This window comes from Caulobacter sp. GW821-FHT09B11, from assembly GCF_059418205.1.
Map to the genome: position 1 here is coordinate 75,699 of NZ_JBWKPK010000018.1, position 12,253 is coordinate 87,951.

The 12,253-nt window shown below is 67.7% G+C and carries 10 protein-coding genes and 1 tRNA gene; 4 read left to right on the top strand and 7 right to left on the bottom strand.

Going from position 1 to position 12,253, the window contains the following annotated elements; all coding sequences use genetic code 11:
• Positions 1-435: 435 nt before the first annotated feature.
• Positions 436-3,591 carry a TonB-dependent receptor gene (locus AC07N1_RS14885; protein ID WP_494672519.1) on the top strand — a complete coding sequence of 1,052 codons (3,156 nt, stop codon included), beginning with the start codon at positions 436-438 and terminating at the stop codon, positions 3,589-3,591.
• A 247-nt stretch (positions 3,592-3,838) separates the two neighbouring features.
• Here AC07N1_RS14885 and AC07N1_RS14890 read toward each other — a convergent pair whose 3' ends face one another.
• On the bottom strand, positions 3,839-4,882 hold the full coding sequence (locus AC07N1_RS14890; RefSeq protein ID WP_494672520.1) for a glycine zipper 2TM domain-containing protein: 1,044 nt from the start codon (positions 4,880-4,882) through the stop codon (positions 3,839-3,841).
• A 299-nt stretch (positions 4,883-5,181) separates the two neighbouring features.
• Here AC07N1_RS14890 and AC07N1_RS14895 point away from each other — a divergent pair, with 299 nt between their 5' ends.
• From AC07N1_RS14895 to AC07N1_RS14905, 3 genes are all read left to right on the top strand, one after another.
• Positions 5,182-5,472 (top strand): hypothetical protein, encoded by a 291-nt coding sequence (locus AC07N1_RS14895; RefSeq protein WP_494672521.1) that lies wholly within the window; start codon positions 5,182-5,184, stop codon positions 5,470-5,472.
• Positions 5,473-5,587: 115 nt separating this feature from the next.
• Positions 5,588-6,403 carry a hypothetical protein gene (locus AC07N1_RS14900; RefSeq protein ID WP_494672522.1) on the top strand — a complete coding sequence of 272 codons (816 nt, stop codon included), beginning with the start codon at positions 5,588-5,590 and terminating at the stop codon, positions 6,401-6,403.
• Between the two features lie 67 nt (positions 6,404-6,470).
• Positions 6,471-7,001, top strand: a complete 531-nt coding sequence (locus tag AC07N1_RS14905; RefSeq protein WP_494672523.1) for a dihydrofolate reductase family protein — start codon at positions 6,471-6,473, stop codon at positions 6,999-7,001.
• Between the two features lie 140 nt (positions 7,002-7,141).
• Here the strand turns inward: AC07N1_RS14905 and AC07N1_RS14910 are convergent, their stop codons facing one another.
• The 6 genes from AC07N1_RS14910 to AC07N1_RS14935 all read right to left on the bottom strand — a co-directional run bounded on the left by AC07N1_RS14910 (position 7,142) and on the right by AC07N1_RS14935 (position 12,231).
• Complete coding sequence (locus tag AC07N1_RS14910) at positions 7,142-8,302, bottom strand: isovaleryl-CoA dehydrogenase (RefSeq protein ID WP_494672524.1); 1,161 nt, start codon at positions 8,300-8,302, stop codon at positions 7,142-7,144.
• Between the two features lie 117 nt (positions 8,303-8,419).
• A complete protein-coding gene (gene spmX, locus AC07N1_RS14915; protein ID WP_494672525.1) occupies positions 8,420-9,694 on the bottom strand; it encodes a lysozyme-family localization factor SpmX in 1,275 nt (424 codons plus the stop codon).
• A gap of 102 nt (positions 9,695-9,796) precedes the next feature.
• Positions 9,797-11,239, bottom strand: a complete 1,443-nt coding sequence (mgtE, locus tag AC07N1_RS14920) for a magnesium transporter (RefSeq protein ID WP_494672526.1) — start codon at positions 11,237-11,239, stop codon at positions 9,797-9,799.
• Between the two features lie 148 nt (positions 11,240-11,387).
• A tRNA-Leu gene (locus tag AC07N1_RS14925) sits at positions 11,388-11,472 on the bottom strand.
• A gap of 90 nt (positions 11,473-11,562) precedes the next feature.
• Positions 11,563-11,937: a hypothetical protein gene (locus AC07N1_RS14930; RefSeq protein ID WP_494672527.1), complete on the bottom strand. Its 375-nt coding sequence runs from the start codon at positions 11,935-11,937 to the stop codon at positions 11,563-11,565.
• 42 nt (positions 11,938-11,979) lie between these two features.
• Positions 11,980-12,231, bottom strand: coding sequence for a FliM/FliN family flagellar motor switch protein (locus AC07N1_RS14935; RefSeq protein WP_058349571.1), 252 nt, complete (start codon positions 12,229-12,231; stop codon positions 11,980-11,982).
• Positions 12,232-12,253 lie beyond the last annotated feature (22 nt).

The following is a 12,253-nucleotide window of genomic DNA, read 5'->3' on the forward strand; positions in this document are numbered from 1 at the left end:
GCCGCGACATTGACTCTTTGCGTCAGGTTGGAAATGGATGGTTTTCGCCCGGCAGCAGAGACCAAAGGTCCGCGACCGGCGACAGACCGCCTCAATGAAGCGACGCCGCGTGTCCGCTCACGCCAGGGTCGCAATGGATCGAGAAACGAGACGATGCGGCGCGTGATCGCGCTCTTCGTCGACAGGCCGGCCCCTACCCCACGCCCAGCCGCCAGGACGTCCGCCCGCGCGCTCCGCGCCGTGGGCTGAACCGTTCGGATTCTCGACCCCTCCCGCCGCCTCGGTCCTGGTCCGGGCGCCTCCGACTCGACTGCCGGTCTTCGTCGGACGCGCTCGCCGCCTCGGTCTCCATTTCACCAAATCGGCCGGCTGCGCCCTCGGCGCCGCACGGCCTGCAAGACAGGGCGGAAACGTCCCCGCCCTTGGAGGAATACTATGAAGGTCAACAGCAAGATCCGGCGCGAAGCCGGGCTGATGCGCACCACCGGGATGACCGCCATCCTGCTGATGATCGGCGGCGGCGCCGCCTTCGCCCAGACCGCCCCGGCGCCGGCTCCTGCCCAGGTCGCCGCCGACGCCAACGTCGAGAACGCGGTCGAGGAGATCGTCGTCGTCGGCACCCGCGCCAGCCTGCAGTCGGCCATGAGCCGCAAGAAGCGCGCCGGCACCGTCTCGGACTCCATCGTCGCCGAAGACATCGGCGCCTTCCCCGACAAGAACGTCGGCGAAGCGCTCGGCCGCGTCACCGGCGTGCAGCTGGCCCGCGACTTCGGTGAAGGCAACGCCGTCTCGATCCGCGGCGTCGAGCCCGACCTCAACCGCGTCGAGATCAACGGCGTCAGCGCCCTGTCGACCGCCAGCAACCTGTCGGTCTACGGCGGCGGCGGCCGCTCGAACGACTTCCGCGAACTGCCGTCGGAAATGGTCAAGTCGATCGACGTGTTCAAAGGCTTCACCGCCGACATGACCGAAGGCGGCGTCGGCGGCACGGTGTCGGTGACGACCCGCAAGCCCCTCGACTTCAAGAAGCCGACCCTGTCGTTCACCGCCTCGCAGCAGAACCTCGACACCCTGCCCGGCTGGAAGCCGCGCGGCAGCGTGTTCGGCGCCACCCAGCTGTTCGAAGGGCGCCTGGGCCTGATGGGCAACCTGACCTACGACCGCGTCCTGACCCGCGGCGACTTCGTCGACAACAACGCCTGGGCCCTGCTGGGCGACTTCGACAACTCGGCCGAAAAGACCCTCGACTACTACAGCCAGACCTATGGCAAGGCCGTCAGCGACTACATCGCCGGCTTCAACACCGAGGCCAGCTGCGCCAACATCGTCACGCCCGACGCCGCCCTGCTGACCACGGCCCAGGCCCGCACCGCTTGCGAAAGCCAGTGGTACGACTACAGCCCGCGCGTGCCGCGCTACCGCGTCTGGACCCGTGACGACACCCGCACCTCCTACGAGCTGACCGCCCAGTTCAAGGTCAACGACCGGATCAACACGTTCGTCACCTACCAGAAGAACAAGCGCGAGCAGATCCTCAACGACATCAACTACGGCACGGGCCTGACCAACCTCGACCCGCTGAACCGTTCGGCCAACAACTGCGCCCGCGTCACCGCGGCCACGGCCCAGGGCGTCCCGGGCGTGAAGGTCGACGCCAACCACAACGTCGTCGAATATGTCGTCGGCGACTGCCTGACCACGGCCAACCGCGGCGGCAACAACGCCTTCAGCATCTCGTCGCGCGACTTCAAGCAGACCAACGATTCCGACTACGTCACCTTCGGCGCCAACTACCAGGACGACCGCTGGAAGATCGACTTCGTCGGTTCGCGCGCCAAGACCACGACGATGAACCTGACCAACAACGCCTCGGTGTCGTTCAACACCCCGGGCCTGAAGGTCACCATCGACCCGAACAACGGCTCGGCCCCGGTCTTCACCTTCGCCCAGGGCTTCAGCCCGTCGGACGCCGCCGCCATCAACCAGTGGCAGATCCAGTACCGTCCGTCGGACTCCAAGAACTCCGAGAACCAGTACAAGATCGACTTTGAATACCGCGCCGACCTGCCCTTCCTGAAGAGCATCAAGTTCGGCGGCCGCTATTCGGACGGCGAGACCAGCGGCTACGGCTACGGCGGCTTCATCGTCAACGGCGGCGCCAACCTGAACAGCGCCCTCGACGACACCGTCATCTACGCCAACTCGGTGAACTCGACCGCCACCGTGGTCAACGGCCAGATCGTCGACCAGACCAGCCCGGTGCTCGGCAACGCCTACCAGACCAACTACTGGAACTCGACCGAGAACTGGTCGCGCGCCTTCTCGAACGCCCTGTTCGCCCAGGCCATGGTCGATCTGCCCGACAACTTCTACTACAAGGGCTCGGGCCTGCCGACCTCGTGGAAGTATCCGTCGTTCAACGCGATCTCCCAGTACCTGGATACGTCGCACTTCAACCTGGACAACCTGTACACGACCACCGGCAACGACGGTAAGACGTACAACCAGATCCCCTACAACATCACCGAGAAGACCGACGCCCAGTACCTGCGTCTGGACTACGGCTTCCCGCTGCTGGGTCGCGACATCGTCGGCAATTTCGGCCTTCGCCGCGTCCACACCCAGACGACAGCCAGCGGCCAGTACACCCGCCGCGAGACCCGCCTGGTGAACGGCGTGGCCTCCACCGCCGTGGTGGCCAACACCCTGACCTCGATGACCAAGGACTACACGGTCTATCTGCCCAGCTTCAACATGCAGGCCTGGCTGATCGACAACCGCCTGAGCGCGCGCTTCGGCTTCGCCCAGCTGATGGCCCGGCCGCTGGTCAACTACCTGATGCCCAGCATGACCTGCACCATCAACTACGCCAACGACGGCACGGTCGATGACGGTCCCGACAGCTGCGACGCCGGCAACCCGGCGCTGAAGCCCTACCGCGCCAACCAGTACGACCTGTCGTTCGAGTGGTATCCGAACACCGACACCCAGCTGTCGGCCGGCTTCTTCTACAAGGACATCCGCTCGTTCTACCTGTCCTCGCGCTCGAACCTGGGCCAGCAGGACGTGTTCGGCGACGGCACGCTCTACTTCTACAACACCTACGTGAACGGCGACGGCGCCAAGATCTCGGGCGTCGAACTGACGGCCAAGACCGCCTTCACCTTCCTGCCGGGCCTCTTCTCGGGCCTCGGCGCGGACGTCAACTACACCTACCAGAAGGCGTCGGACGTGGGCGTCTACAGCGGCGTCGACGGCTCGGCCCTGCCCTATCCGGGCCTGTCGAAGAGCAGCTACAACGCCACCCTGTGGTACGAGAAGGGCCCGATCAGCGCCCGCCTCGCCTACAACTACCGCTCGGGCTACCTGCTCACCGCGTCCGACACCCTCGGCCAGCCGGTGTTCAAGGACGCCACGGGCTATCTCGACGGCAAGTTCACCTGGCGTCCGGGTCCCCAGGGCCTGTCGCTGTTCGTCGAGGGCAAGAACCTGACCAAGGAAGACGAATCCAGCTGGGCCGGCGACGTGCGCCTGATCAACAGCAGCTATTCGGGCCGCCGCTTCTTCGTCGGCGCTTCCTACAAGTACTGATCAACGGGCGAGCTCACGCTCGGCGTGAAGGGCCGCTCCGGGAAACCGGGGCGGCCTTTTCTTTGCTCCTGATGCGAACGGCGACGGGGCGCGGCCCGGCGAACAGGCGGAAGGCCAGGAGCAAGGCGAACGCCGTCGCCACGCAGGCGGCGGCGGTGATGAACAGGAACGTCATGAAGGGCCTTTTTTGATGCGGCCGGACGCCCGCGCCGTCCTGGCGGGGCGCCCGGCCTGACGACCCGAAGGTCTAGCGGTCGTCGCGAACGTCGCCGCTGATGCTGTCGCTCAGCCGATCCAGCCGCGCGGTGATGATCGCCCGGCCCTTGGGACCCAGCGCGCCCTGGCGGGTGCGCAGCGATCGCTCCTGGCGCTCGATCGCAGCCAGGGTCCGCGTCGCCTGGTGCGCCTCGGCCCGGCTCAGCCGGCCGCTATAGGCGCCGCGGTTGATGCGTTCGGCCAGTTGGGCCTGGCGGTCGTCGATGCTCAGCGCCCGCCCATCCATGGCGTACCGGCCGCTGGGATACTGGCCGGCGGGATAATCGACGCGCCGTGTGCGCCCATCCGTCGAGATCCAGGCGCCGCGAGCATCGTAGTAACCGACCGCCTCGCCGCGCACCCATCGCCCCCTGTCGTAGTAGCCGGGCTGGGGATCGGCGATCCAGGCGCCGCTGGCGTCACGCCGCCCGCTCGCCTGGCCGGCCATCCAGCGCCCATCGGCGTCGTAGCGGCCCGTCGCGGGACCCGCGACCCAGCGCCCGGAGCGGTCGTAATAGCCCGAGGCCGTCGCATCGACCCACTGGCCGCCCCGGCCGTAGTAGCCTTGGGCCGAGGCGGGCGCCCACAGGCCGTCGGCGTAGTAGCCGGCCGTGTCGGCGTCGGCGCTCGCCTGCACCCATCGCCCGTTCTCGGCATAGTAGCCGCGCGGGGCGCCCGCGACCCATTCGCCGCTGCGGTCGAAATAGCCGGCGGCCTGGCCGCGAGCGACGGCGTTGGCGTGCCACGCGCCTTGATTGTCGTAGTAGCCGTAGGCCCGGGCGCAGTCCGCTCCGCCAGCCCTACCCTTGGCCACCTGGTTGCCGATCAGCGCGCCCGCGACGCCGCCGATCACGGCGCCCTTGCCGCGATCGTCGCGGCCCGCCACGGCCGCGCCCGCCACCGCGCCGAGACCGGCGCCGGCGACCGTTCCGGCCACGCGGCTGCTCTGCCGCTGCTCGCAGGTCTGTTGAGCGAGCGCGACGGTGGGGATCAAGGCCGCGGCGCAGGCGCCGGCGACCAGAGTTTGAATACGCATTGTATGGGGTTCCTTGGGATGAGACAGGCTCCTCCCGACAGATCCATATGGCTATGAGCCGCATAATATTCAACGCTGCGCGGTAATTATTATTCAAATATTATAAAGCTTCACCTTGCATATAAGAAATTTGAAAATTTTCACTTCGAAAATACGAGTGAAAATTTTCAAACATGCGCACCCCTCCCTTATCTGTTTTATGGCGAGACGGCTGAACCATCGCCGTGTTCGAACGCTCTCCAATAGGCGCTTTGATATGCATCCAATCCGATGCGAGCCCCCGCGCGAAAGGGTGCGACATGCCGGCCTTCGAAGAGTCGCTTGAAGTCGTCCTCGGCTATCTCGACCACCCTCCGATCGAGGGCACGCTGGAGGACGCCGCCTTCCTGGCCGCGCTGGACCATGTCCTGACCGCGTCCATTCCGGAAGACGACGAGGATCCCGAAGACATCCCCGCCCTGGACGACGGCCTGCGCTCGCGGCTCGAAGCGGCCTCCCGTCGCCGCCACGCGTCCCATCCGTTCGGCGAACATCCCGGCGGCATCGGCCCGACGCTGAGCATGGACCTGCGCCTCAAGCGTCCGCATTAGCAGCCGGACCGCCGCCAAGCCGCGACCGCCCGCGCCCACGCTCGGGAGCAAACGCCCGATTGGCATAACGACGGTTTCCGAATAGCCTTTCCGTACGTTCGGAAGGGGGCTTTCGATGCCGTATCGGCGCGCGCACTTCTATGTCCTGGCGATCTTCCCGCTTGCGGTCCTGGCCTTCTGGCCGGCCTACCTGTCGCAGGTCTCCACGGCCTCGATCGACCTCCACGCCCATGGGATCACCGCCACCTTGTGGCTGTGCCTGCTGGTCGCCCAGAGCGCCCTGATCCACGGCGGAAACCGCGCCACGCACCGCACGCTGGGCTTCTGCAGCCTGGCCCTCTTTCCGCTGTTCCTGGCCGGCGGTTCGGGGATCTTCCTGGGCATGGCCCGCCGCCTGGTCGCCAACGTCTCGCCGTTCTACGACCTCTACGCCGCGCGTCTGGCCTGGCTCGACATCGTCGCCGTCGCCGGCTTCGCCTGGTTCTACCATCAGGCCCTCGCCCGCCGGCGCACGATCGGTCCGCACGCCGGCTACATGCTGGCCACCAGCATCTTCCTGCTGCCGCCGATCCTGGGCCGCCTGGCGCCGATCCTGCCGCCCCTGGCCATCGCCGGCCCGCAGGACTTCTGGAAGCTGGGAATCGGCTTCCAGCTGGCCAACGCGGTCACCGCCGCCATCGCCCTGATCGTCGCCTTCCGCGCCGGGCGCGACGGCCGGCCGTTCGTGCTAGCCGCCCTGCTGACCGCGCTCGGCGCGGCGCTCTTCCAATTCGCCGGCCCGCTGCAGGCCTGGCGCGCCCTCTTCGTCCGCGCCGCCGACCTGCCGCCCTTGCCCTTCGCCCTGAGCGCCGCCATCGCCGGCTGCGTCATCGCCTACGCCGGCTGGCGGGCCGGCGGGGACGCCCTGCCCAAGGCCGCCGCGGCCGCTTGAGGTAGCCGGCCCAGGCCAAAGCGCTAGACTGGGCGTGTCAGCAGTCCTCGGCAGGGAGATCCGCGGCATGGCCAGGCTCGTCTTCGGCATGAACCAGTCGCTCGACGGCTATGTCGACCACACGGGGTTCGCGCCAGGCCCCGTGCTCTTCCGCCACTTCATCGACCAGGCGCGCGAGCAGGCGGGCGCCGTCTATGGCCGCCGCCTCTACGAGATCATGGCCTATTGGGACGAGGAGCAGCCCGACTGGGGCGCGCCCGAACGCGAGTTCGCCCAGGCCTGGCGCGCCCAGCACAAATGGGTCGTGTCGCGCACCCTGAAATCGGTCGGCCCCAACGCCACGCTGATCCAGGGCGACCTGGCGACCGCGATCGCCGACCTCAAGGCCCGGATCGACGGCGAGATCGAGGTCGGCGGCCCGAACCTGGCGCGCAGCCTCACCGACCTTGGCCTGATCGACGCCTACCGGATCTACCTGCACCCCGTCGTACTGGGCGCCGGCACGCCCTACTTCGCCGCCGCCCGCCCACGCCTGCGCCTCGTCGCGACCGACAGCATCGACGACGACGTGATCAGGCTGACGTACGAGCCGGCGTAAAAGATCCTCCCCCTCTGGGGGAGGTGGCCCGGAGGGCCGGAGGGGGGACGCTTTCAGCTTCCCGGGAGGTTGATGGTTCGTAGCAACTTCCCCCTCAGTCGCTCCGCGACAGCTCCCCCTTCAGGGGGAGCATCTGACGCCTAAGCCCCCACCAGCTCCCGGCCGATCAGGAACCGGCGGATCTCATTCGTACCCGCGCCGATGTCGTAGAGCTTGGCGTCGCGCAGCAGGCGCTCGACGGGCCACTCCTTGGTGTAGCCGGCCCCGCCCAGGGCCTGGATGGCCTCCAGCGACACCTTCACGGCGTTCTCGCTGGCCATCAGGATCGCGCCGGCGGCGTCGAAGCGGGTGGTCTTGCCGGCGTCGCACGCCCGAGCGACCGCGTAGACATAGGCCCGGGCCGAGTTCAGGGCCACATACATGTCGGCGACCTTGCCCTGCATCAGCTGGAACGAGCCGATGGCCTGGCCGAACTGCTTGCGCTCGCGGACATAGGGCAGAACGTAGTCGAGGCAGGCCTGCATGATGCCCAGGGGACCGGCGCTGAGCACGGCGCGCTCGTAGTCGAGGCCGCTCATCAGCACCCCGACGCCGCCGCCTACCGGGCCCATGACGTTCTCCTCGGGGATCTCGCAGTCCTCGAACACCAGCTCGGCGGTGTCGCTGCCGCGCATGCCCATCTTGTCCAGCTTCTTGGAGACGCTGAACCCCTTCATGCCCTTCTCGACGATGAAGGCGGTGATGCCCCGGCTGCCGTCGCCGGTCTTGGCGTAGACCACCAGCGTATCGGCGTGCGGCGCATTGGTGATCCAGAACTTGGTCCCGTTCAGCACGTAGCGGTCGCCGATCTGATCGGCCCGCAGCTTCATCGAGACGACGTCGGAGCCCGCCCCGGCCTCGCTCATCGCCAGGGAGCCGACATGCTCGCCGCTGATCAGTTTCGGCAGATAGCGCTGCTTCTGCTCCGGGGTCGCCCAGCGGCGGATCTGGTTGACGCAGAGGTTCGAGTGCGCGCCGTACGACAGCCCCACCGAGGCCGAGGCGCGGGAGATCTCCTCCATCGCCACCACGTGCTCAAGATAGCCGAGGCCCAGGCCGCCGAACTCCTCCTCGACCGTGATGCCGTGCAAACCAAGGTCGCCCATCGGGACCCACAGCTCGCGCGGGAAGGCGTTGGTCTCGTCGATCCTGGCCGCCAGGGGCGCGATCTTGTCGGCGGCGAAGCGGGCCGTGGTCTCGCGAATCGCGTCGGCCGTCTCGCCCAGGGCGAAGTCCATCGAGGGTGCGGTTTGCAGCATCATGCGGCAACGCATAGCACAAACGCCCGCCGATCAACGAGACCGGCGGGCGTTCATGCTCTTTTCTTCGGCGATCCGGGGCTCAACCCGGTCTTTTCGAAACGGCGTTCGCTTGCAGCCTCACTCGCCGTCGTCCTCGATGTCCGGCCCACCCAGCTTGCGCAGCAGCAGATAGGCCGAGACCGCGAAGCAGATCACGCCGATCACGCTGGCGCCCCAGCCGAACATGCGGATCGGGGTCAGGCCGGGATCCGAGGCGACCGACAGGTTCCACAGCACGCCGCCGCCGAACAGGGCCAGGCCCAGCAGGCCCAGGCTGACCAGCAGGCTGGCGCCGCCGAACACCGGCTGTTCGGGCGGGTTCAGCGGCACGTCCAGGGTCTGGATATCGACCTCCGCGCCGCTGGTCGAGAAGCCGCCCAGATTGAACGGCGAGCGCGAGGGCGCGGACTGCTCGAACAGGGTCGGCTCCGGCGCGGCGGGCGGCGGCGCGGGCGGATCGGGCACGAACAGCGGGGCCTGGGCCGGGACCGGCTCTTCCGGCGTCAGGCGGAACGGCTCCAGGGTCGGCGGGGCCTCGACGGGCGCGTGCAGCACCGGGGCCGGCTCGGCGGCCGGCACGACCGGGGCCGGAGGCGGCTCGGGCACGATGAGGTCCTCGACCGGCTTGGCCGCCGGGCGGGCGGGCTCGTCGGCCAGGATCTTCTCCAGGCGGGCGCTGACGCCGGCGGCCGCCAGTTCGGTGGCGCTGGGACCGTCCTCTTCCGGGACGGCCGGGGTCAGCGGCGTGACGATCGAGCCTGCGGCGCGCTCGGCCACGGCCTTGTCGCCCTCCAGCCGCGTCGAGACGGCGGCCGGGGTCTGCTTGGGAATGGCGCAGGTCGCGTCGTAATCGACCTTGGGCCGCAGCACGGGGCTGGGCGCGGGCACCCAGTGGCCGTCCGGCGGAGTCAGGAACAGGGTCTTCTCGGCGGCGCGGCGACGCACCAGGGCGTCGATGACGATCCGCTCGCCCTCGAAGTCGGCCTTGCGCCACATCTCCATGGCGCAGGCGGCCTGCAGCAGCGAGCCCTCGTTGATCCGGCGCAGCACACCCGAACGGACGAAGTTCTCGGTGCCGATGTTGAACGCGAAGCAGGTCAGGGCGTCGAACTGGTTCTGGTTCAGCGGCGCATAGCTGTTTTCATTCACCGCGTGGGCCACGGTGATCAGGTCGTAGAGCAGCAGGGCCTCGGCGTCCTGTTCCGAGACGGTCGCGCCCCCCCGGGCGGTCAGGGTATGCCCGTAGCCGATCGTCCAGCGCCCGTCGGGCAGCTGGGCGGCTTTCTGCCGATAGCCTTCGAACCTCTTGATGAGATCGACGGCGGCGCGGGAGACCTGATGACGCGGCTTCATCGCGAGTTGACCCAATTTGAAACGCAGGCGGATGCCCTCGCCCGGTCCCGCGCAAGACCGGCGCCGTTTCTTAAGGTTCAGGTAAGGAAATTTGGCCGGGGATCAGTTGAACAGCAGCGCCGCGATCAGCAGCACCGAGAAGAAGCCCGCGAAGTCGGTCAGGAAGGTCACGAAGATCGACGACGACACCGCCGGATCCCTGCCCATCTTCTCCAGCGCCAGCGGCGCGAGGATGCCGCCGACGGCGGCGGTGAAGATGTTGGCCACCAGGGCCAGGGCCACGGTCAGCGACAGCTTGGGATTGTCATAGAAGACATAGACCGCCGCCCCCATGACGATCGCCAGGGTCAGGCCGTTCATGACGCCAACCAGCAGCTCGCGGGTGATGATCCGCGAGGCGTTGGCCGCCGTCAGCTCCTTGCTCGACAGGGCCCGCACGGCGACGGCCAGCGTCTGGGTGCCGGCGTTGCCGCCCAGCGACGAGACGATCGGCATCAGCACGGCCAGGGCCACCAGCTTGGAGATCTCTTCCTGGAAGAGCGCGATGCCGGAAACCGAGATCGTCGCCGTCAGCAGGTTCAGCAGCAGCCACGGCAGGCGCGAGCGCACGATCTCGACCACGCTGGCGTCACGGCCGACGTCCGACACGTTGGCGAGGGCGAGAATGTCTTCCTGCGCCTCCTCGCGGATGACGCCGACGATGTCGTCGACGGTGATCTGGCCCACCAGCCGCCCGCCGGCCTCCACGACCGGGGCGCTGATCAGGTGATACTTGTCGAAGATGTAGGCCACCTCCTCCTGGTCCATGTCGACGGTGATCTCGGTCACCGGCTCCATGATCTCGGCCAGGGGGGTCTCCAGCTTGCTGGTCAGCAGCAGGCTGATCGGCAGGGCGCCGACCGGCGTGAACGACGGATCGACCACATAGACGTCGAAGAACAGCTCCGGCAGGCTCTCGCCCGACTGGCGCACGTGCTCGATCGTGTGGCCCACGGTCCAGAACTGCGGCGCGGCCAGGAACTCGCGCTGCATCAGGCGGCCGGCGGTCTCGTCCTCATAGGACAGCGTCGTCTCGATGGCCGCCCGGTCGGTCTCGCCCATGGCCGCCAGCACCTGGAAGCGCTTGGTGTCGTCCAGGTCGTCGATGACGTCGGCGGCGTCGTCGGTGTCCAGTTCCTCCAGCGCACGGGCCAGGGTGACCGACGGGGTCGCCTCCAGCACCTCCTCGCGGATATTGTCCTCCAGCTCGGCGATGATCTCGCCCAGGGCCAGGGGATCGAGGACCGGGATCACCTCCTCGCGATAGGCGGCCGACAGAAAGCCCATCAGGTCGGCGACGTCGGCGGGATCCAGCGCCCCGACCAGCTCGGACAGGCGCGCGGTGTCGCCGCGATCGGCCGCGTCGACCACCATCTCCACATAGTCGGGATTGAGGGCGTAATCGTCGCCGAGCGCCAGGTCCTCGAGGTCCTCGACGACCTCGGGCTCGGGGATGCTCAGGGCGTGACGCGCGTCTTCGCTCAGGTCGGCTGTTTCCCGGGTCATGGGGACCTCCTGAAGTGCGTGCGCGTGATCCGAATGATTGAAAGCCGAAGCTCGGCGGGCGGTTGCCCGGAAACCTTGGCCGAAAAATGGTTAGAGCGCGGGAGGCGATTCGGAAACCGATGCCTGCCGCGCTCTACGCAAGTTCACCTGGTGCGGTCGAGAAGACTCGAACTTCCACGGGTTGCCCCACAGCGACCTCAACGCTGCGCGTCTACCAATTCCGCCACGACCGCTCGTGGTGAGGCGCGGCAGGTAGCAAACTGAATCGGCTTTGGGAAGAGGCGACTTACAAGATGTCCGTCATTGCGACCTCATGGCCGGGTTTATCTGGGGATAGGCTGGCGCTTCAGCAGCTTCTCGGGCGGATTCACTGAGAACTGGAGGATCAGGCCGTCCGGAACGAACCGCCCCGTGACCGGCAAGGCGGGCGCCGAGCTCAAGCCGCCCCGCGCATAGCCGAAGGAGATGCGGTCGCCCTCGATCCAGGCGGGAAACTCACGCACGCCATTGCATTTGCGCCGGCAGATCTCGAAGGCGACGGTGGGCTTGGCGCCCGTACGGACGGTGATCCGGTAGCCCGTCTGACCGCCCTCGACCGGGCGGACATTGTCATAATAACCGGCATGGTCCGGCGCGGCCTCGGCCGCACCAGCGGCGCACAGCAGGGCGAGTACAAGAGCGGACCACAGCAACATCATGGCGTGCAGCTTGATCGCGAAGCCGCGCCCGGGCAACGCGCCTTAGGCGCCGCCGGCCATGTAGTCGTAGACGTCGGCCGGGCCGGTCACCTGGATGGCGATGCGGTCGTCGTTGATCTGGATTTCGCCCCGGGCGATCGGGTGATTGTTGGCCAGGATCCAGACCTCGTCGTTGGTCTTGGCGTCCAGCGGGATCACCGCGCCGCGGCCCATGCGCAGCAGTTGCTGCATCGGCAGGATCGACCGGCCGAGCAGAACGGAGATCTCGACATTGACGGCGTTGACCTGGCTCACGAACTAAGGCCCCTGGAACTGA